Genomic DNA, 22,043 nt, shown 5'->3' on the forward strand with positions numbered 1-22,043 from the left:
ACAAGAAAAAATCGCTCCAGGCTAACGGATTTCATTCCGTTTTGTGCCTTGAGCGAAGCGAAAGGAATGGTTATAAAAATGAAACAGCAATACATATTAGTTGGTGTAGATGTCGGGTGCCATAAACACCATGTCGCAATTGGTGCCCCTGGCGGAATTGTAGCACAGTTCGAAATCACCCATGATGCTCGCGGGTTTACTTACTTCTTTTCTCGTGTCGCTGAACAATCTAACCGTTTCAAGCTTCCAGTTGCAGTTGGAATGGAAGGAACAAATGGTTATGCTCGTCCGTTAGATCAAATGGTTAAGGATAAAGGTTATACACTCTTAAACATTAATAACTTAAAATTAGCTCGTTTCAAAGAGATCTTTGCAACACCAGCAAAAACAGATAGTATTGATGCGCAGCAAATTGTAACATTGATGATGATGGCTCCGTTTATGGACCAAATGAAAGAGTCGATACAACAAGTACCTTCAATTAGTGAGGTTAAGATACAGTTAAAACGAATCAGCCGCCGACGCAGGCAGTTAGTTCAAGAAAAAGTCGTTTTAATGAATAGGATACAAGCTGATTTGCAGTCGGTGTGCCCTGGATTTCTTGATACGATTAAAAAGATCGACTCTCTATATGTTCTTCGATTTCTAAGCCATAGCTTGGATCTGCGAAAATTAGCTAGATTAAAAAAAGCTACAATCATGGGCATTTCAGGAATAGGAAAAGCAAAGGCTGAACGTCTAATTCAGTGGCAGAAAAATGCGCTATTTGGAACAGAAATTGGATGGGTAGGCCCTATGATTATAGATGATGCAAAACGCATTTTGGAGCTAATAGCTAAAATAAATATGTTGGAGAAACAAATGGGAAGGCTGATTGAGCGATCTACATTAGGAAAGCTTTTATTGAGTATTCCAGGTTTTGGCGTTATCTGTGCAGCGGAAGTAGCTGGAGAAATCGGGACAATAGCCCGCTTTGATTCAGAGTCTGGACTAGGTGTATATTTAGGAATGGCCCCGTTAGATAACAGCTCAGGAAAATATAAAGGCACGAAGTCACCCCGCCAGGTGAACAAACGTGCCAAGGCAGCTATGATGGTAGCTTTAGGCCACCATATTCGTATCGTTGATGAGTCAAAGAGATACTATGAGAAGAAACGAGCTGAGGGGAAAAGTTACAACCAAGCTTTGCGTTCCTTAGGCCGTCATTTGACCCGTGTAATATGGAGAATGGTTAAGACCAATAGACTCTACGAGACAAAAACACAGAACACCATCGCTGCCTAAAAAAATTATACTGCTTTTAAGCCTTGATTACTAGTTGCTTATTTTTGCACTCTACATAATAAGAAGACTCTAATTTATTAAAGAAAAAAGTATTATAAATGCTTGACAAAACGAGCGGGATGTTCAGGCTTGACTTATTCTAATTATTGACGTATTTGTTTTTTGAATTATAAGGATGGCTACCTTGAGTCAATTCTAAACACTCTAATTTCATAATCCCGAGCGTTTTAGGCAGGATATTCTCTTTTCCATGCCGAATTTCATGTAAACACATATTTCGTCATGGGAGGAATCTACATGTTCAACAAAAAAATGACCGCTTTACTCACCGCCCTGCTGCTGCTAATCACGGCATTTGCCGTTCCTGTTTCGGCTCAATCGGCCGACCTTACCGTTATCGGTAAACTGGCGGTAGTCGAAAAAGCCGTCTATGGCACGGCCCAAACCGGCGCAGTGACCGACCGGATAACTAAAATCGAAGAAGCTGTTTATGGCAGTGAAACTCAGGATGCCCTACTGCCGCGCGTTGACCAGCTGTATACCAATATTCTCGAAACAAGCGAAGATACCCCATCCATGCTTACCAAACTAAATTCAGTCGAATGGACATTGACCCATAGTGTAAGCGATAACTCCATCAAGGCGAGAATCGACAATCTCGAAACCGTAATGAATGGCAGCGCTGAAGCCGGTTCGTTACAAGGCCGCCTGGACAAACTTCTCCAGCTTGCTTATGCTGACGGAGAAGTGGAGGTTACCAGCACCCTCCTTCCCCAGGATACCCTGATCAAAATCAAGACCCTTTCTACTTTGAACAGCAAGCAAAGCCGCGTAGGAGACAGTGTGGCCTTAGCTGTGGCTGAAGACGTATATGTCGACAATGTTCTTGTCCTGCCAAAAGGAAGTACCGGCACCGGTAAAGTAGTCAAAGTAAATCCTAAGAAAAATTTTGGCCGTGATGCTAAGCTCGAAGTAAGCTTTGATACCCTTAAAGCTGTAGATGGCAAAGCCATTAGTATTTTCGTTGGTGATAAAGCCGAAAAAGAAACTAAATCAATGGCTAAAGCCGCAGGGGCCAGTGTTGCCGGTATGATTGTCCTTGGACCGGTAGGCGTTATCGGCGGTGCTTTCGTCAGCGGCAAAGACGTCGAAATCCCCATTGGCAGCCAAACCTACGTACAAACCAAGGAAGATGTCGAAATATATGGCATTACTGTAAACTAACAGGTAAATATCCTGGAAAAAGCCGCTTTTTAGCGGCTTTTCTATATATTACTAGGCATTACATAAAGGAATAGCGCGATATATAGCGAATAAAAACTAGATGTGTAACTTTTTTAGCTAGGATAGGAGAATAGTAAGCACTATGCCTAATAATAAAATTATCCTGGGACTTTTGGCGTTTGCCATCGTCTTTAGTGCACCCCATATCAGCCAGGCGCAAGAAACCTCAACAACCCAACCCGTGCAAACAGTTACTGCGGAGCAAGCCGCGCGAGCTCCAAAAGCTCCGATTGTAATAGAAGCCGACAACCTGTCTTTCAGTGATGAAACAGGTGATATTCGCGCACAGGGAAATGTTGTGATCACCAACCAGGGGCAGAAGGTGGAAGCTGAGCTGGTTAACGGCAATGCGAAATTAAGTGAAATCTGGATCAACGACGAAGCCCGTTTTTCCCAGCCTGACTCTAATCTGACAGGCCATCACACTCTATATAACTACAAGCTGAAAACCGGCAGCATGGAAGGTGTCAAAGGCAAGATCGGCCGCAAATATGTTGCCGGGGACATCATTAACATCTACCCGGAGCAGTATGTTATCGATCACGGGTCCACCACCAACTGCCCGGCCAAAGTACCTGACTACCACGTAAGCGCCGACAAAATCGAAATTTGGCCTGGCGACCAAATAATTGCTTATAATGCCAAATTTTGGATTGGAAACAAGGTTATCTTTTCCTTACCCAAATACCGCCAGTCGATTGGAAAAGGCGAGGAAAGCTCCTTTCCCCGAATCGGCTATGATAGTGATGATGGCTTCTATGTAAGACAGCATATCGATTATCCGCTGAATAATCAGCTTTCTGTCTATGCTAATCTTGACTATTATACTCAGGCAGACTTTAAGCCGAATTTTGGACTGCTGCAACGCGAAACAAATTATTCTGTTGGTGTAGTGCAAGGACATTTTCGTGATGATGATGAGAACTGGATTAAAAAAGAACCCGAATTCCAATTCTCCTATCACCCCCGCCGCCTGGGGCAACTGCCTGTCAATTATTCCTTTACCGCTATATATGGCAAATGGAAGGATGACGATAAAACAAGCTGGCACCAGGAGTACGAACTGTACTTTAGCCGGGACCCCCTCAAGTTGAGTGAGACCATGAACTTGCACCTGGGGACAGGCATTGAACACATACGCGAAAGCTATAACGATTTCTCGCAAAATATCTATAAATTTGATGCTACTCTAACTAAAAAATGGTCTGAACGGTTCAACACCTGGGTAGGCTATCATTATACCAAAAACAATGATACTTTGTTTGAATATAATAGTGATGATCTTAAACGTGAATTTAACTCCGGCTTTACCTACAAAATTGACAAAATGAATACCATCGGCGTAACCCGGAGTTATGACCTGGATCAAAAGCGTGTGGAAGACTTAGACTATATTTGGTATCGGAACCTCCACTGCTGGGAAGCCAAGATAACCTACGAGTCGAAAGAGGATAGAATCAAATTTGACATCAGTACTACTCGCTGGTAACCCCTCTCTGAAAGGAGCCTAATTTGTGTCTCAAAAGTTAACCCAGCTTATTAATGAACTCCAAAATAAAAGAATTATGGTTATTGGCGACATGGTAGCCGACATCTACCTGGAAGGGAAAATCTCCCGCATATCCCGGGAAGCGCCGGTCCTTATCCTGGAACATGCAGGAGAAACCGTGGTTCCCGGTGGTGCGGCCAATGCCGTCCATAATGCTGCGACCTTAGGGGGACAGGTATATGCTGTTGGTATTATCGGTGACGACAATGCCGGTCAGCAGCTTACCCAAGTCCTCAATCGCAAAAACGTCAACACCCAGGGCTTTATTGTTGATCCTTCCCGGCCAACCATCACGAAAACCCGGGTGATGGCTGGGGGACAGGCAACTGTGCGCCAGCAGGTTGTCCGCATTGACCGTGAAAGCAAGCAGGCACTGACCGAGAGTGTCGAACAGCAGCTGCTCCGGTATGTGGAAACCCATATCCGGCAAATGGACGCGGTAGTCATCAGCGATTATGGCAGTTACTCGGTTTTTCCGGCACTAAGAAAACTGGTCATTGAAGCCTGCAACCAAGCCGGTATACCTTCCATGGTAGACTCCCGCTATAATATTATGGATTATCAGGGAATTAAACTGGTTAAGCAAAACGAATCAGAAGCGGCCAATGCCGTCGGGCTTGCCGATCTTGACCAACAGTCACTTATACAAGCCGGAAAAAACCTGCTGGAACGCCTTGCCGCCGAAGCCGTATTAATTACCCAAGGCCCAGAAGGCATGACACTGTTTGAGTGCTCCGGCTCGATTGCTCATATTCCGGTCAGCAACAAAAGTGAAGTCTATGATGTCACCGGTGCCGGGGATACGGTTGTTGTCACCATGCTACTGGCGCTTGCCGCCGGCGCTTCCTATCAGGATGCCGCCTGTTTAGCCAACTTCGCCGCCGGTGTGGTTGTTCGCAAGCCGGGAACAGCTACCACTACCCCAACAGAATTGAAAACAGCCATTGGAGAATATCAACAATGAAAATCATCACCAGAGCGAAAATTGCGACAATTGCCAAGAAACTAAAAGCAGCCGGTAAAATCATAGTGCTTACTAACGGCTGCTTTGACATACTCCATGCCGGGCACGTACGTTATTTAGCCGCCGCCCGAGCCTTAGGTGACAGCCTAATTGTCGGACTTAACAGCGACCAGTCAGTACGTAGACTCAAAGGCCCTACTCGCCCTGTCAACTCGCAAGATGACAGAGCCGAAGTCCTAACCGCCTTAGCGGCAGTCGATTATGTAGTCATCTTTGAAGATACCACTGCCGAAAATCTAGTGGCAGAAATAAAACCTGATATCTACGCCAAAGGCGGCGACTACACCATAGAAACCTTGCCTGAAAGCAAAATAGTAACCGCTCACGGCGGCCGTATAGTATTAGTGCCGGAAGTACCGGGGCGGTCGTCCAGTAATATCATCAAGAAAATAAGCGGAGAAGCATGAAACGTGACCATCTCCTCGATAGGAGGTTTCCATTGAATTATCGTAACATTCTCATCGTTAAACTCAGCGCCATCGGCGATATCATTCACGCTCTACCTGTGGCAGCAGCACTCAAACAAAATTTTCCCCAAGCTCGTATTACCTGGGTAGTGGAACTACCAGGTTATGACTTATTAACCAACAACCCAAATGTTGACGAAATCATTATTTTTGATAAACCCCGATGTAAAACCCTGAGTGGTTTTCTTCGTTATGCTCCCAGTTTCATCCGCACACTGCGCCAACATCAATTTGACCTAGCACTTGACCTGCAAGGGCTGTTTAAAAGCGCAGCTATTACCTATCTGAGTGGCACACCTAAACGCCTTGTTTACTGCAATGCCAGGGAACTCAGCGACAAAGTGAGCCAAAAAGTCTGCGGCCCAAACAGTAACGGTCATATTGTCGACCGTTATCTAGATGTACCCAGGGAACTGGGCTGCCAAATTACTAAACCTGAATTCACTATAAACATTACTGACAAAGAAGCTACGTTGGCGGCAGTCATCGCCAAGCAAGCCGGACTGGCTATTACTAACCCCTATGTGGTATTAATTCCTGGCACCAATTGGCCGAACAAATGCTGGCCGCCAGGACATTTTGCCCAATTGGCCGAAAAGCTATTTGAACAAGACCTAATTCCCGTTTTTGCGGGAAGCAATGCTGATAGAACTGCTATGGACGAAATTACTGCCAACATGACAATTCCGCCGGTAGACTTAACAGGTAAAACCTCACTAAAACAATTAGCGTATATTATTAAAAATGCCAAAGCTGTTGTTGCTGGTGATACTGGGCCGATGCATTTAGCGGCAGCCTTAAAAACTCCTGTGATTGCGTTATTCGGCCCAACAGACCCAAAACGAAATGGACCTTACAGCGAAAGACATATTGTCCTAATGGCCGACCGCACTTGCCACGGATGTTGGCAGCGGAAATGTCCTGAGGGGGAAGATTGTTTAACCACGATTGGTGTCAATGAAGTGTTTGAGGCTATAATGACTCATTGCGGTTAAGCTGAAACAGGTAATATTTTACCCGGTTATAAAGCTTTCACTTATTGCATATAGTGGATTTCGAAAATATATGTTACAATAACTTAGCACAATTTGTATGGTCATAGCTTATAGTTGCGGGAGGAGAGTCCTTGAATATATTATTGGTTGTGCCGCGCCTAAATATTGGCGGGGCCGAGACCTATGTCGCAACGACTGCGGTTGCTTTGCAACAACGTGGCTTGACTGTGTCGGTTGCTTCAGGTGGGGGAATGCTGGCCGATATGCTGCGTGCAAAAGGAATTAAGCATTATTTTCTTCCAGTTCGTCTTAATACCAATTTATCAGCTTACTTACTGGAACAAATCATTAGAAAGAATCACATCAAGATTGTCCATGCCAACTCTGCTGCTGCCGGGATTATTGCAGTTAGGGCAAAGCAGAGAACCCAAGTTCCAGTTATTTATACTGCCCACGGAGTATTTGGACATGATGCTAAAGAAATGACTATTAATCATTGTGATAAAATCATTTGTGTAAGTGAGTATGTACGGAAATATGCAATCGAAAAAGGCTTTCCAGCCCATAAGTTAATTACTACCTATAGTGGAATTGATCTAAATAAATTTAAACCTAATAGGAATAAAACCAGTACGATTCGCAAACAACTCGGTATCCCTGAGGACGCATTTACCATTGCTATCGTATCAAGGATAAAAAACTTGCAAAACAAAGGGCATGCCGATATTCTAAAGATACTGGAAAGCTATAGTGGCGCGCAAGACTGGCATTTAATGGTTATTGGAAAAGGCAAAGGGATATGGCCATTGAAGTATTATATTTGGAAAAACAATTTGAGTAATCGGGTACACTGTATGGGACATATTGTTGATGTGGAGGATGTGTTAGATGGTGCAGATACCATGGTACTGCCGTCTAATTTCGAAACATTTGGCTTAGTGCTGGCAGAAGCCATGGCCATGGAAAAACCGGTTGTGACCTATGCTGTCGGCGGTACACCGGAAGTGATTGATCATGAACGTACAGGTTTTTTGGTAGAGAAAAATAACTTAGACGAATTATATCATAGATTACTTACGCTTGCCGATAATAAAAATCTGCGTATGGAAATGGGATACCAAGGGCGGAGCTGGGTAGAGAAACATTTTGATAGCAACATTATGATGACTAAGCTTGTCGAGATTTATCAGGAGTTGGGAAGATAGAAGCATACTTTTGAATAACGTAGAAAATTTACTTATTTACTATGGGATTATATCTTCAATAAAGCTATGATTTAGGAGATGAATAACTTGGACTACAAGAGTTATTTACTTGCAGCTATAGAAGATCACCGTATATTTAGCGGTCGCAGAGAGGTATCTCTGACTGATGAAATGCCTATCGGATATGGCATTGACGATAATTATGTACGTTGTATGGGGGCTTCTATAACCTCTCTCTGTATAAACAATCCTGAGGCGAATTTTGTATTTCATATTTTGGCAAATGGGTTGAAAGACGAAAATCAGGAAAAAATTAAGGAAATGGCAGAACGCTTTCATAGTAACATTCATGTTTATTATATCAACAACGAGGTCTTTAAAAACCTACCAAGCCAGATGCATTTACCCTTACCAACTTATTATAGATTCATACTGCCGGCTTTGTTGGACGTTCCGAGAATAATATATTTGGATGCCGATATTATTTGCTTGGGTAATATTCAAGACGTATTCAAAATGAATATGGATAACAAAGTGATTATGGCTGTACCAGATTTAGAGTTGTTAGCAAATAAAAGAATTTGTGAGTTAGGATTAAAAAATCATACTTATTTTAATGCAGGAATGCTGATAATTGATATAAGCAAATGGAATGAGCAACGGGTAGTAGATCGGGTTCTCACTGTATTGCAGCAAGAGCCCCAAAAATTCCGATATCTTGATCAAGATGCATTAAATCTAGTTTTAACCGGTATGGTAAAATATTTAGGAAAGGAATGGAATCGTATTAATACGCCTGATATGGTGGATGATGGGATTCTATTCCTGCATTTTGCTGCCCACCCAAAGCCGTGGAATATTGCCTGGAACAAAAGTAATTTATGTAATGATTTTACTAAAAAAATATATAGTACCTACGAAAATTTATCGCCATGGGCAAATTCTAGCCCTGCAATGCCACAAAACTATAAAGAAATGAAAAACTATGCCAAATGTTTACTACTAGCAGGGGACTATCCCAAAGGGCTTCAGTGGTACGGACGATATTTGAAAACCAAATTAAAAATAAAAGTGTGCAGGTAAGTGATGTGAAAAAATTTTTAGTTATCAATACTTCCTATTTCGGCGATGTATTATTAACCGATACTTTGTGCCGTAATATCAAGCTGGAATATCCGGATTCACGAATTATTTTTATGGTAAACAAACCTTTTTATCAAGCAGCGCAATATCTGGAAGGTGTAGACGAAGTTCTCTGCTATGATAAAAAAGGTGAACATAAAGGCATTTTTGGTATTTTGAAATTTTTGCAGCAATACCGGCAAAACTATAAAGACAGTATTGATGTGGCTTTGGTACTATATGGCAATGAGCGTGGTATCTTCATTGCTAACGCCTTTGGTGCCAACACCATTATCAGCAATAATCGCGGCCTTTTGCATTATCTTTTTTATACCCAGCTAGGAGAAGAGAGCAGGCAAGGATCTGTTCAGCAGAATAATGCAAATTTGTTGAAAACCTTGACAAAAAAAGATGTCAGTGAGCTTCCCATTAAGTATAATCCTCCCCCAGAGGCTGTTATTTATGCGCAGCAGTTGCTCCAACCGTTACTCATTACGCCGGGAACGAAGGTAATCGGACTATGTGCGACAAGCAAAAAGGTTGAGAAAGACATACCGGTAGCTACCGCCGTAACCGTTATTGCCGACCTCAACCAGGCCGGTAAAAAGGTAGTTTTAATGGGCTCAGGCACCAGAGCGGCCGAATATGCGGCCGAACTCCACGCCCGTGGGTGCAGTACTTTTCTTGACTTGACCGATAAGACAAGCATTACTCAATTGGCTGGCGTGATTCAACAATGTGCGGCAGTGATCAGCGTCGATACAGGCACACTTCATCTTACCTGTGCTTTGAGCGTACCGCTGGTTGCCTTGTTTTACATTAACGACGCTAAGCACTTGGAAAAATGGGCACCTGCAAAATACTATCCCCATGTTTTATTGACAGGAGATATAATGGCAGAAGACATTGTGAAGGGTTTAAAGACGTTATTAGTTAAGTGAGGACATGGTATGAGAAATAAAAATCTATTCATTGTAAATACACCGTTTCACTTATTAACGGTGTTTATTCTATTAAAAGGACGCTTTAGCAGTGATGAAAACTATTTAGCATTGATTCATCCCCATGGCTATGAAAAATGGCAGGATAGTCCAATTATGCGCTATCTGTCTTCCAACAATTGTGGCTGGCAGCAGGTATTTCCTTTGGGGAACTGGCTTAGTAGCCGGCATAAAACTACAAGTTATAAACAGCAGGTAGCAGCAGTTAGAAATACAATCGGCAAAATTGGCATCAACAACCTTTATTTAGGCAGCGATATTGATGTCCAAAATCAACTGTTGGCCGGGACTCTGAATATCGACAAATTTTATCGTTATGAAGATGGGCTTTACTCCTACTATAATGAGGATCGGCGAAGACCTCTGGGACATAGGTTGTTTCATCAAGGCAAGATTTATATCCTGAAACTTATGGCAGGGATTAATGGTAAAGTGAGCATTAATACCACAACCGCCGGTGATAATCCTTCAGGTATTGGCGATTTTATGTACAAACCAGAGCTCTTGCAGCGGTTTTCACCACAATCCTATGCCATCGAACGTCTTATGATTGAACAAGCCCTGCAGGATCTTACCGGGAAAGGCCTGCTCAACCCAGTCATGAAGAAAAACAGCATTTTGTATCTAAGCCAGCCACTGGTAGAACAAAAGAAGCTTACTCGCGAAGAAGAAATGGTCATTCTTCGCGAAATACTCTGCCAGATTAAGGGGAAAGGTTGCCTGTTATACAAACCGCATCCCAACGACAGTGCCGACAAGCTCGACCATTATCGCCGGACTTTCTCCGATATGACCATTTATAATTCGATTGAGCCTGTCGAGCTATCATTTGCCTATGAAACAAATTTAAAGGCTGTAATTAGCTACCAATCATCGGCATTACTATTTATTGATAAATTTTCCCCGCAAAAAATACCAGCCATTAGTCTGACCAATTTTTACAAACAGCCACTGCATTCTGCATATGTAGAGATTATGCAGAATGCAGGAGTTTGTTTTCCAAAAAATCAAAGCGAAATTGCACAGTTCATTAGCTGAGTAACAGAGCTGTGCAACGTCAATTTACCAAACTTATTATGAGGGAGAGTAGAAATGATATTCACCCTATTTCTTATAGCAATTACCGGTATCTTCATCGGATTGTATGCCAAATTTTATAAACGGATTCCTATTCTAATGTATCATCGCATAGCTACCGTTCCTGGCGAAAGAAATTCCCTGCCGCCGGAAAAATTTAAAGAACAACTGGATTATCTGCAAAAAGAGGGTTATATCACTATAACCCTCAATGATTTATACCGACATTATGTGCAGCAAGCACCGCTGCCGCTCCGGCCAGTCGTCTTGACTTTTGATGATGGCTATGACGATAATTATGCTATCGCATTGCCGCTGCTACGGGACCGGAATATGAAAGCTGCTGTTTTTCCTATTACCAATTGGATCGGTAAGGAAAATAAATGGGAGAACTTTAACCAGCAAATTACCCGAACTATGGATTGGGATAAATTACGTGAGTGGAAAACCGCTGAAATGGAGATTGGTTCCCATACGCTTGACCATCCTTTTCTCACTCAATGCGATGAGCATAGGTTAGAGCAGGAACTTAGGGCAAGCAAAGTAATTTTAGAAGAACAGTTAGGCAGTACAATCGATTTTCTCTGTTATCCATACGGTTTTTTTGATGATACAATAATAAGAGTTGCCCAAAAGGCTGGATATAAGGGCGCTTTGGCTATTTATGATAACGTGCCCTTATGGCAGCAAGACCTTTTCGCTTTACCCAGAATACCTATTCCCGCCAGACAGTCCCTATGGGAATTCAAGCTCAAAGTTGGCCGGTTGCATATTATTTTTATTCTGCTGAGGCAGCTGGAACGTAATTGTAAACGATTGCTGCGCAAGTTAAGTTTATTGGGTATTGTATGAGAAAGGAGGGGAATTTTTGCGAGTATTGATTATTGGACAGGATTATTTTCATTATATGAATTCAATAGTTAAGGCTTGTGAGATGCTGGGACATGAGGTTCTTAAGGTGGTTTCCCCAGAATTCAAAAAGCAAAAGGGAAATTACTGGAAGATGAGAGCGGTTAAGCTTGGAATGAAAAATATAGAAACAAAATACTACAAAAAGCTGAATCTTCAGTTTGTGAAGACAGCCAAGGAATTCAAGCCAGATATTTGTATATTTATTAATGGCAAAGACATTACGCAGGACTTTTTAATATATTTAAAGGAAAACCAAATTAGAACCAGATTATTCATGATAGACAGTATTCAAACAGCTGCTTTTCGTCCTTTCTTGAGAAATTTGAGATACTATGATAAGATTTTCTCTTATGAACCATCTGATTTAGAATTTTTGGCAGACAAGCATAATGCAGTGCACTATTTATTTGTAGGATACGATAATTCTATTTTTTATCCCATACAGGAAATCAGGCAGAAAGAACATGATATTTGTTTTGTCGGCGCATTATACCCTTCACGATTGGAAATATTGGAGAAAGTTGCAAGTTATGCACATCGTCATAATGTAAAAATGATTGTGCATACGACCAACCGATATCCGCAAAAGTATATTTGGCATTCACCCAGAAATTTTTTCCGCCGTTTGAGATTTAAAATTAAATATCCGTATGTAAATAAGTGTATAATAGATGCTCCACTATACAACGAAGAATTATCGAAAATATACCAGAAAAGTAAAATATGTATTAACATGCATGCCGGAAAGCACAATAAATTGCATACAGGACCCAATCCAAGGACTTTTGAAATACTTGGCTGTAGGGCTTTTCAGTTAATTGATGCCGGACATTTGGATTATATCCACTTGGAAAATAAACGGCATTTAGTGGAAAATCAGGATATAGATGAGCTGTGCACAAGTATTGATTACTATTTACATCATGAAGAAGAACGCGAAAAGATTGCGACAGCAGGTTACCTATGGGCAAAAGAAAAGTACACAATGCAAGAGAGTGTGCGGAAGTTGCTAGAGTAGAAAAATATTACAGATTTTGGGGAAGTTTTGCATGAAGATATCAATTGCGCTTTGTACGTACAATGGTGATAAATATTTAAAAGAACAATTAGACAGTATCTTATATCAAGGTAGAAAGCCTGATGAGGTTGTTATCTGTGATGACGGGTCAATAGATAATAGTTGGGATATTTTGAAAAAATTTAAAAAAGACGCACCATTTGATGTACAATTAGTTAAGAATGAAAAGAATCTTGGTTCGACGTTAAATTTTGCTAAAGCTATTTCAAGATGCTCTGGAGATATTATCTTTTTAGCAGATCAAGATGATGTGTGGATTCCTAATAAAATTGAAGTAATGATGAATACCTTCGAGTCTGATGATAACGTAGGAATGGTTTTTAGCAATGCCGTGTTGACTGATCAGTATCTTAATCCATATGCAAAATCACTTTGGGAAGGGGTAGGCTTTAATGAAGCTATCCAGCAGTTATGTATCGATGGACAATTATGGAGAATACTAGGCAGACAAAGTTGTGTGACCGGGGCAACAATGGCTTTTAGAAGTAAGTGGAATTTCATGATTTTTCCTTTCCCAAAAGATTGGGTTCATGATGAGTGGCTTACGTTTTTATTGGATTTAATAACTGTGGTAAAATTTGTTCCGGAAAAACTGATAATGTATCGTCAACATCAAAAACAGCAAATTGGTGTACGATTGAAAAAAAAGAATTTGATAGTAAGGTTAAGGAGCATTATTTTCCCAGATCGAAGTCGCCATCGATATAAAAAGAGAATTAGCCGTTTAAGTGATGTGTTAGCAAGGATGAAAGACTATGACCAATTTTTACGTGAAAATTTTATGCTTAAAGAAATGCAGCATCAATTAAACCATTGGAGCATAAGATATACTCTTCCTAAAAACCCTTGGAAAAAATGGAATATAATTTATCAAGAAATTATTCGTGGCAATTATTGTAAATATTCTCAAAGTAATATAATGGCGATTAAGGACTTTTTTGAGTAATTATTAGATAAAAATTGCACGCCGATTAGAATTTGCTGAGGGAAGGTCTTACTTGTTAAAGCTTGCTGTTATGGGAAAACGTTAAACAGCAAGCCGGATGCTCAGTGCGTATAGAAGACATTATAGGTAAGTTACTAGCGTTCTATGCAGCAGATATTTGTGAATGATAAGGGAGGAATTATGAATGACAGCGTTGACACAAGGCCGCAGTATCTTAGTTACTGGCGGTGCTGGTTTTATTGGCAGTAATTTCATTCGTGTTTTATTGGATAATTTTAACGACTTCAAGGTTATCAACCTAGATAAACTGACTTATGCCGGAAATCTGGACTCGCTACGTGAGGTTGAAGCCAATAAAAATTATACTTTTATTCAGGGAGACATCTGCGATCAAGGATTAGTGGAAAGTGTGTTTTTACAGCATCAGCCGGACACTGTAATTCATTTTGCCGCAGAATCTCATGTAGACAGGTCTATTGATGGACCTGGCGAATTTATACGTACTAATATTAATGGTACCTTCGCCTTATTAGAGGTTGCCCGCAAGCATTGGCTTGGTTTAGGACAGCAAGCAAAACAGAATTTTCGTTTTGTGCATGTTTCCACTGATGAAGTTTACGGATCATTGAGTGATACCGGTTTTTTTACTGAAGATACTCCCTATGCTCCCAATTCGCCCTATTCGGCGTCGAAAGCGTCTTCCGACCACCTGGCAAGAGTGTACTTTCATACCTATGGGCTACCGGTCCTAATCACTAATTGTTCAAATAATTACGGACCATATCAGTTTCCGGAAAAACTTATTCCGTTAATGATCCTTAATGCCTTGGACGGAAAATCATTACCTGTCTACGGCATAGGGCATAATGTGCGTGATTGGTTATATGTTGAAGATCACTGCCGGGCTCTACTTGCGGTATTAGAGAAGGGGACGCCCGGCGAAAAATACAATATCGGCGGACATAATGAAAAAACTAATCTAAGCATAGTACATACTTTATGTGATATTCTCGATGACCAACAACCACGTTCCGATGGTAAAACGTATCGTGAGCAGATTAAATTTGTTACTGACCGCCCAGGGCATGATCTGCGGTACGCAATTGATGCAGCTAAAATTAAACGTGAACTGGGGTGGATGCCTGTCGAAACCTTTGAAACAGGTATTGTTAAAACCGTTGAGTGGTATCTGGCGAATCAGGAGTGGTGCCGAAGGGTTACTGATGGCAGTTATCGCCGCGAAAGACTGGGGGTAGGCCGATAATCATGGCTGTGAAAAAAGGGATTATTCTTGCGGGCGGATCAGGGACCCGGCTATATCCGATAACCCGGGCTGTCAGTAAACAACTTGTACCGGTATATGATAAGCCAATGATATACTACCCATTGTCAACGTTAATGTTAGCCGGAATTAGAGATATATTGGTAATAACGACACCGCAAGACCAGGCTGCATTCTATACACTGCTTGGAAATGGCGAACAATGGGGCATCAACCTTTCCTATGAAGTTCAATCGAGTCCTGATGGATTGGGCCAAGCGTTCTTAATTGGGGAGAAGTTTATCAGCGGGGAAAGCTGTGCATTGGTTTTGGGTGACAATATTTTTTATGGTTACGGTTTTAGTGAAAAGTTGGCAGGCGCAGCGCAGCAGTCAGCAGGTGCGACAGTATTCGCTTATTGGGTAAAAGATCCCGAACGGTATGGTGTTGTGGAATTTGATGCTAATGGACAGGCGGTAAGCCTTGAGGAGAAACCGATTCAGCCAAAGTCTAACTATGCCGTGACTGGCTTGTATTTCTATGATGAGCAAGTTGTTGAACTGGCAAAAAGCTTAAAGCCTTCAGCACGAGGCGAGTTGGAGATTACCGACTTAAACCGTCTTTACCTTGAGCAGCAAGTCTTACGGGTGGAAACACTTGGACGTGGTTATGCCTGGCTTGATACTGGCACTTATAATTCGCTGCTACAGGCATCTAATTATATTGAAACCATCCAGGAGCGTCAGGGGTTGATGGTTGCTTGCCCGGAGGAGATAGCCTACAGACGGGGATATATTTCGCGTGAACAGCTAGTCGCAATAGGTAATGTCATGTGCAAAAATGGCTACGGGAAATATTTGTTGCAGCTGGCTGGAGAGAATAGCGGACAGGGGATGCTATAATGAAGGTAATTGAGACCAATATTGCTGACGTACTTATCATTGAACCTAAGGTATTTGGCGATTCGCGTGGTTTTTTTCAAGAGACATGGCAAAATGAGCGCTATCGAGAAATTGGCATAACAGGAAACTTCGTGCAGGATAATTTGTCACTCTCATCCAAAGGTGTTTTAAGGGGGCTTCACTATCAACATCCCCATGCCCAGGGAAAGTTAGTTTCTGTTGTGCAGGGAGAAGTATTTGATGTGGCCGTTGATATTAGATTTGGGTCACCTACCTTTGGTCAATGGGTGGGCGTAAGTCTGTCAGGTAAAAATCACCGTCAATTGTGGGTACCGCCAGGCTTTGCCCACGGTTTTTGTGTTGTTAGTGATGCTGCTTATTTTATGTATAAGTGCACAGAAATATATACTCCAGAGGCCGAAGGCGGGATTGCCTGGAACGATCCGGATATTGGTATAGTTTGGCCTTTAAAGGATGTTTCCCTATCTGAAAAGGACAGCCGGAGTCCTGTGTTAAAGGATGTAGACCCTGGAAGGCTGCCAACTTATATATAGGAGTGATAACTTTGAAGATATTAGTTACAGGGGCAAATGGTCAACTGGGGCGGGAAATTGCCAGACAGGGAACTGAGTATAACTTGTTCTTGACAGATCAAGATACATTAAACATTACCGATGGGGCTGCAGTAACTAATTGTATTCAGCAACTTAAGCCGGATGTTGTTGTTCACTGCGCCGCCTATACAAATGTTGATGGAGCAGAGTCTGATCCTGACGGGGCTTTTCGTGTAAATGTTGTTGGTTCGCAAAATATGGCGGCAGGTTGCCTGGAAACCGGGGCACGGCTGGTATATGTCAGTACAGACTATGTATTCGATGGTTTTAAAAAAGAACCTTATCGCGAGTTTGATGTAGTTAACCCTCAGACTGTGTACGGTCTTACCAAGATGCAAGGTGAACAAATTATCCGGCAGATTCTGGGCCGGCATTATATTGTGCGTACAGCTTGGCTATACGGAGATGGAAATAATTTTGTCCGTACGATGCTACGGTTGGCAAGCCAAAAGCAACCACTGCGGGTCGTAGCCGACCAATTTGGTACTCCTACCTCGACTACTGACTTAGCTCGGACTATATATAAGCTGATTCATAGCGATTCCTATGGAACCTATCATGCAACCTGTCAGGGACAATGCTCATGGTATGAATTTTCCACTGAAATTTTTCGGCAGCATGGTTTAGCTGTGAAAGTTATGCCGGTGACTTCCGCTGAGTTTGTTCGACCAGCTATGCGGCCTCAATATTCCGTACTGGATAATTATATGCTGCGAATGACGGTTGGTGATCCAATGCATACTTGGCTGGAGGCACTGAAAGAATGGACTATCGGTAAAAAGTAAATTTTTTTACTGCAGGAGGAAATGTTTGTGGTTGATTTTAAGAACATTCCAATCTTTATTATTTCATACAATAGGCTTTATGACCTTCAGCAACTTATTTTGAGGCTTGAAAAAGATGCCTATACAAATATAATTATTCTTGATAATGCATCAACAGACAAAGAATTGCTAGACTATTTACACAACTTACCATACAAGGTGCATTTATTAAATAAAAATTTTGGTCATAGGGTTTTGTGGCAATGTGGATTATTTAATGAAATTATTGAAAAAAATTATTATGTTTTAACTGATCCCGATATAATACCAGTTGAAGAATGTCCCAATAATTATATTGAACACTTTTACAACATATTACAACTTTACCCACAAAAGGGGAAAGTAGGATTTTCCTTAAAAATCGATGACTTACCAGACTTTTTTGTAAATAAATATGATATAATTCGCTGGGAGTCATTTTTTTATGACAAAGAATTATCTCAAAATCCATTATTTTATGATGCTGATATTGATACAACTTTTGCACTATATCGTCCTGGATATCCTGAAAATTTTTATAATGCTATTCGCACCGGATTTCCGTATACAGCTCGTCATTTAGGATGGTATATTGACAATAAAAAATATGAAGTATACTTTAAATCGGCAAACTCAAGTTTTTCTTCTTTCGATGATTCTGCAATAAACAATATTAGGTTTGCTATTATTAGCAAATTACTCGAAAAACAGAAAAACATTGATTTGTATACTTTAATTAAAAAAATAATAAAGCCAGAATGGTCAAAAGAAGTTATAACATTTAAAGCAATTTTCAAAATAATGGTTTTTTTAGTATCCAAAAAAATTAGACAAATTTTTAAAAAGTAAAAGAGCAACCTCTTTGGTACTTTTAATAAAGGGTAGACTTGTCTTGCGAGAAGGAAGACAATATTTTATGAATTTTAATCACCTGTTTTTTAACCACATAGCAAAGAACATTCTTAACTGGTAAAATCCTAGATATGTGCAATGACCGAGGCCGAAGCCATCGAGTGGGCAAGCAATGGATTCGGCATGATCTATGGAAAAGTGATTTTCTTTTCGACATGCGCGGCATTAGAAAGTTTCCCTTCTGTGAGGAGAGAGCATGGACTTCCTCAGGTGTATTCGACCATTGAAACGGTCGAATACACCTGTCTCCTTCTCTAAGGAGTGCTTTAAGGCGGTCATAGTGTAAAATCAGCTTTGATAGTGAAGACATTGGTTTTGTATGATTACGATGCTCTTCGAGCCTCGGAATAAAATTCGGCAATGTTGACATCACCGAGAAACTTAAAGATACCACTGGTTTCCAGCGGCTTGACAGAGGATACCTTGACCGTGTTCTTGGCGCGGTTGTTGTTTGTCAGCAACAAGCTACCGCGGCTGCCCTGTCCCCAGTAGAAAGAACCCTTGCCAAGCTGGATTTTCATATTATTGATGTGAGTTTTGACATAGGCGGAAGGGAAGGTTAGGTGGTCAGCTAAATCACTGTCGCCCCGCGCTATCAGGCTGACGACCAGGCTGGGTGTTGCTTTGCCTTCTAAACGGATTGCAGCGTAAAGTTGCCGTCAACGCTCAACCAGTAGCCGTCAGAGTTGCTTGCAAACGGCTGATAGCTTGATTTCGTCCGCTTCTGGCTGAGAATATCGCCGTCATATTTTGCAAAGCCTGTCGACCATTCCTTTAGTGTAAAACCGTATGCTGCAGTACCGCCGTCAAGTACCTCCAGCTCATCTCGGAACTCTTTTTGCAGCTCGGCTAACATCGAATGAACATATTGTGCATCATTTGCAGTTACCCGGTCAGCAGCTTCCTTAATCCAACCAGCGGCCTGCATCCGGGTATAGGGTTTGGCTCCGGTTCGCATGCTCCGGATATACCCGAGCCCGTCGAGTTTTTCCAGTTGGTTATATACATTGCTGCTAAGCGGAATATTAGCCGACAGGCGGTTTTCGTAGGTTAAGTGACTGTCGGCGGCGAAAGCGGTTGGCGAAAAACTCGCCAATGCCAGCGAAACAGCCAATGCTAAAACCTTCGGTTTCATGTGGCGCATAATCATTCTCCCTCGTTTGTTTATTGAATATTACAGTATTCGTTACTCAACTTTGTATTTCCTTGCTTAAAAGGATATAAATAGACAAGAAATGTGTTATCAGGCGCATTTTTACAAAAGAAATGCTTCTTTTACAAATTATCAAATGAATTTGAAAGGATTTTCCTAACTAATAGAGAATAAAATACCGTTAAATGCTAAAATTCAGGAGTGGTTAAATGCATCGCTATTATCTACGTCTGCTGTCTTTCGTATTATGTTTTATGATTTTGAGTACAAACTTGTTGTTTGCAGAACCAGCTCTTCCGGTTCCCGGTTCTGTTGCCAAACAGGAAATCAACACCTATCGGCTGAGTAAATACGATGTGATGAACATTGTTGTTTTGGGAATGCCCTCCGCCGCCAGCGAGTTAGGCTTTAGCAATATTATGGTCGGTCCTGACGGTTTTGCCAACCTGCCTTATGTAGGTTCCGTTTATCTCAGTGGTTTAACGATCCCGGAGGCAACGGTACTTTTGACCGAAAAACTTGGTCAATACATAAAGATTCCCGGCATGACCATTATGATTACATCCTATGGGCCACGCCAGGTTTATGTTATGGGGGAAGTGGAAAAACCGGGTATTTATGACCTGCGGTGGGAGCGGATGAACATCTTATCGGCTATTTCCAGCGCTGGCGGCATTGGCAAGCGTGGACAGCCTAAGCGTGTCCAACTAGTACGGATGGTGGATAACGAAATTGAGACAAAAGAAATCAATTTTAAACAGCTATTGAAAAAAGGCGATTTAACTCAGAATATTGAAGTTCGCGATGGTGATTTGATCTATGTGTCGAGATCTGGGCGCATAGACTTCCAAGCTGATATTATGCCGCTTGTTAATACCTATTTCCTGTATAGAGCGATAAGGGACTAGAGAATAGTGCATTATCAAATACCATGTAAGGAGCTGTGACTGTGGAAGAACAAGATACCATCGATTTAGGACAAGTCTGGCAGGTTGCCAAGGCTAATCAGAAAAGGTTAATCGGCATTATTGTCGCTTCAACACTGATTGCTTTGGTTCTGGCTTTTATATTACCAAAACAATACGAATCCACGGTGCTAGTACGGGCTAAGAACCAGACGCAGACTGGAATTTCCCTTCAAGCAACCGCTGCTCTGGCCCTATTGGGCGGCTCAACCTCTGCGCCATTGCAAAGCTATCGGGAGATGCTTAAAAGCCGTAGTGTGCTCGAGCCTGTTATTGAGAAACTGGATTTGCCGGAAGAAGATAAAGAGAAATTAACAAATGAAAGTTTTGCGAAAACCTATTTAAAGTTTGAAAATCCCAAAGGAACCGACCTACTGCAGATTACAGCGACAGGCCGCAGCCCGGAAGAAGCGCAATTTATAGCAGCCAGTGTGCTCAGTTCCTTTCAACAGGTTCTTACCAACTTAAATCAGTCTGAGCAATCTCTTCAGATAAAGTTTCTTTCAGAACGAATAACTGTCGCCAAAGGTGAGATGGAACAAGCGGAAAAGAACCTGGAACAATTTAGACAGCAAACAAAAATCTATATTCCGGATGAACAAGCTAAGGCAGCAATACTGGCGCTTAGTGAAGCTGATCAAAAACTTGCCCAATTGCAGGTGACGGATGAAACAAACCGCGCTAAGCTGCAAGGTGTTGATAGCCAACTGCGTGAGCAAAACGCGGCAATGGCTAAGTTCAATATTGCAGAGAATGAGGTTGTCGGTAAAATCCGCACCAACATTATTGACAAGCAAATGAATCTGGTTACTCTCCAACAACGCTACACAGATAAGCACCCGGAAGTGATCCTGGCGAAAAAGGAAATTGATGAACTGACAGCTACACTGCAAAACGAAATCGCGAAGTCCATTCAGTCTGGTGCTAATATCCTGAATCCCATCCAGGGTTCGCTTTTAAATGAAAAAGTCGCAACCGAAACAGCGGTTATCGCAACCCAAGCGACTATTGCAGCGATGAAACAAGTCCAGGCTAAGACAGAGAAAGACATCAGTAATCTTTCCTCACAAGGCTTGACTTATATAGGTCTGGAACGTCAAGCTCGGGTTTCTAGGGAAGTGTATGCTGTACTTGTTCAGAACTATGAGCAGGCGCGGATACAGGAAGCCATGGAGAGTATGGATATTCAGGTAGTGGATGGGGCAAATCTGCCCAAAGAACCATCAGCACCGGGAAAGCTGTTGCTTACGGTGATTGGTGGAGTACTGGGAGTGATGTTGGCATTCGCTTATTTAATGATTGTTTATATGCGTGAAGCTAAGAGTGAACCAGCGATATATCATCATTAATTGCTTGTTTAGTAATTAATGGAGCGAGCTAGGTTTATTATACTCGGCATTAACTTAAAATAGTAACTCAACTTTCGCAGAGCCATAATCGACTCAACATCACGATTTAGCCAACACGAATGCATAAAAATAATCTTTCT

23 protein-coding genes are annotated in these 22,043 nt (G+C 41.7%); 21 read left to right on the top strand and 2 right to left on the bottom strand.

Annotation, left to right across the window (positions count from 1 at the left end; genetic code table 11):
• The 19 genes from GT1_RS20905 to GT1_RS20995 form a co-directional block, all read left to right on the top strand.
• The coding region (locus GT1_RS20905) for an IS110 family transposase (protein WP_223226413.1) at positions 1-1,284 on the top strand (1,284 nt) is incomplete at its 5' end.
• 297 nt (positions 1,285-1,581) lie between these two features.
• On the top strand, positions 1,582-2,508 hold the full coding sequence (locus tag GT1_RS20910; protein WP_223226414.1) for a hypothetical protein: 927 nt from the start codon (positions 1,582-1,584) through the stop codon (positions 2,506-2,508).
• A gap of 142 nt (positions 2,509-2,650) precedes the next feature.
• Positions 2,651-4,057 (top strand): LPS-assembly protein LptD, encoded by a 1,407-nt coding sequence (locus GT1_RS20915; protein WP_188400340.1) that lies wholly within the window; start codon positions 2,651-2,653, stop codon positions 4,055-4,057.
• 25 nt (positions 4,058-4,082) lie between these two features.
• Positions 4,083-5,081: a bifunctional heptose 7-phosphate kinase/heptose 1-phosphate adenyltransferase gene (locus GT1_RS20920; RefSeq protein WP_376742019.1), complete on the top strand. Its 999-nt coding sequence runs from the start codon at positions 4,083-4,085 to the stop codon at positions 5,079-5,081.
• Positions 5,078-5,548, top strand: a complete 471-nt coding sequence (rfaE2, locus tag GT1_RS20925; RefSeq protein ID WP_188400341.1) for a D-glycero-beta-D-manno-heptose 1-phosphate adenylyltransferase — start codon at positions 5,078-5,080, stop codon at positions 5,546-5,548. Before GT1_RS20920 ends, rfaE2 begins: the two co-directional genes overlap by 4 nt.
• Positions 5,549-5,580: 32 nt before the next feature.
• Positions 5,581-6,603, top strand: a complete 1,023-nt coding sequence (waaF, locus tag GT1_RS20930) for a lipopolysaccharide heptosyltransferase II (RefSeq protein ID WP_188400360.1) — start codon at positions 5,581-5,583, stop codon at positions 6,601-6,603.
• Positions 6,604-6,734: 131 nt separating this feature from the next.
• On the top strand, positions 6,735-7,808 hold the full coding sequence (locus GT1_RS20935; RefSeq protein ID WP_188400342.1) for a glycosyltransferase family 4 protein: 1,074 nt from the start codon (positions 6,735-6,737) through the stop codon (positions 7,806-7,808).
• Positions 7,809-7,886: 78 nt separating this feature from the next.
• Positions 7,887-8,891 (top strand): glycosyltransferase family 8 protein, encoded by a 1,005-nt coding sequence (locus GT1_RS20940; protein WP_376742020.1) that lies wholly within the window; start codon positions 7,887-7,889, stop codon positions 8,889-8,891.
• A 5-nt stretch (positions 8,892-8,896) separates the two neighbouring features.
• Positions 8,897-9,871 carry a glycosyltransferase family 9 protein gene (locus GT1_RS20945; RefSeq protein WP_188400344.1) on the top strand — a complete coding sequence of 325 codons (975 nt, stop codon included), beginning with the start codon at positions 8,897-8,899 and terminating at the stop codon, positions 9,869-9,871.
• A 9-nt stretch (positions 9,872-9,880) separates the two neighbouring features.
• Positions 9,881-10,969, top strand: coding sequence for a polysialyltransferase family glycosyltransferase (locus GT1_RS20950; RefSeq protein WP_188400345.1), 1,089 nt, complete (start codon positions 9,881-9,883; stop codon positions 10,967-10,969).
• A 54-nt stretch (positions 10,970-11,023) separates the two neighbouring features.
• Positions 11,024-11,860 carry a polysaccharide deacetylase family protein gene (locus tag GT1_RS20955; RefSeq protein WP_223226415.1) on the top strand — a complete coding sequence of 279 codons (837 nt, stop codon included), beginning with the start codon at positions 11,024-11,026 and terminating at the stop codon, positions 11,858-11,860.
• Positions 11,861-11,876: 16 nt separating this feature from the next.
• The gene (locus GT1_RS20960; protein ID WP_188400346.1) at positions 11,877-12,938 is read left to right on the top strand and encodes a glycosyltransferase; all 1,062 of its coding nucleotides are present in this window, start codon (positions 11,877-11,879) and stop codon (positions 12,936-12,938) included.
• Between the two features lie 31 nt (positions 12,939-12,969).
• On the top strand, positions 12,970-13,944 hold the full coding sequence (locus tag GT1_RS20965) for a glycosyltransferase family 2 protein (RefSeq protein ID WP_188400347.1): 975 nt from the start codon (positions 12,970-12,972) through the stop codon (positions 13,942-13,944).
• A gap of 184 nt (positions 13,945-14,128) precedes the next feature.
• Positions 14,129-15,208: a dTDP-glucose 4,6-dehydratase gene (gene rfbB / locus GT1_RS20970; protein ID WP_188400348.1), complete on the top strand. Its 1,080-nt coding sequence runs from the start codon at positions 14,129-14,131 to the stop codon at positions 15,206-15,208.
• 2 nt (positions 15,209-15,210) lie between these two features.
• Complete coding sequence (gene rfbA / locus GT1_RS20975; protein WP_188400349.1) at positions 15,211-16,107, top strand: glucose-1-phosphate thymidylyltransferase RfbA; 897 nt, start codon at positions 15,211-15,213, stop codon at positions 16,105-16,107.
• Positions 16,107-16,661, top strand: a complete 555-nt coding sequence (gene rfbC, locus GT1_RS20980) for a dTDP-4-dehydrorhamnose 3,5-epimerase (protein ID WP_188400350.1) — start codon at positions 16,107-16,109, stop codon at positions 16,659-16,661. The genes rfbA and rfbC overlap by 1 nt, the downstream gene beginning before the upstream one ends.
• An 11-nt stretch (positions 16,662-16,672) precedes the next feature.
• Positions 16,673-17,506, top strand: coding sequence for a dTDP-4-dehydrorhamnose reductase (rfbD, locus tag GT1_RS20985; protein WP_188400351.1), 834 nt, complete (start codon positions 16,673-16,675; stop codon positions 17,504-17,506).
• A gap of 27 nt (positions 17,507-17,533) precedes the next feature.
• Positions 17,534-18,373 (top strand): glycosyltransferase family 2 protein, encoded by an 840-nt coding sequence (locus GT1_RS20990; RefSeq protein WP_188400352.1) that lies wholly within the window; start codon positions 17,534-17,536, stop codon positions 18,371-18,373.
• Positions 18,374-18,514: 141 nt separating this feature from the next.
• A complete protein-coding gene (locus GT1_RS20995; protein WP_188400353.1) occupies positions 18,515-18,694 on the top strand; it encodes a hypothetical protein in 180 nt (59 codons plus the stop codon).
• 65 nt (positions 18,695-18,759) lie between these two features.
• Here GT1_RS20995 and GT1_RS21000 read toward each other — a convergent pair whose 3' ends face one another.
• Positions 18,760-19,077, bottom strand: coding sequence for a capsule assembly Wzi family protein (locus tag GT1_RS21000; RefSeq protein WP_188400362.1), 318 nt, complete (start codon positions 19,075-19,077; stop codon positions 18,760-18,762).
• Positions 19,068-19,580 (bottom strand): hypothetical protein, encoded by a 513-nt coding sequence (locus GT1_RS21005; protein ID WP_188400354.1) that lies wholly within the window; start codon positions 19,578-19,580, stop codon positions 19,068-19,070. The genes GT1_RS21000 and GT1_RS21005 overlap by 10 nt, the downstream gene beginning before the upstream one ends.
• Before the next feature lie 218 nt (positions 19,581-19,798).
• On the opposite strand from GT1_RS21005, the gene GT1_RS21010 reads away from it, so the two are divergent.
• Both GT1_RS21010 and GT1_RS21015 read left to right on the top strand, forming a co-directional pair.
• On the top strand, positions 19,799-20,497 hold the full coding sequence (locus tag GT1_RS21010) for a polysaccharide biosynthesis/export family protein (protein ID WP_188400355.1): 699 nt from the start codon (positions 19,799-19,801) through the stop codon (positions 20,495-20,497).
• A gap of 41 nt (positions 20,498-20,538) precedes the next feature.
• Positions 20,539-21,903 carry a GumC family protein gene (locus GT1_RS21015; RefSeq protein WP_188400356.1) on the top strand — a complete coding sequence of 455 codons (1,365 nt, stop codon included), beginning with the start codon at positions 20,539-20,541 and terminating at the stop codon, positions 21,901-21,903.
• The last annotated feature ends 140 nt before the right edge of the window (positions 21,904-22,043 follow it).

Source organism: Sporomusa sp. GT1 (genome assembly GCF_014634905.1).
Classification (GTDB): Bacteria; Bacillota; Negativicutes; order Sporomusales; family Sporomusaceae; genus Sporomusa; species Sporomusa sphaeroides.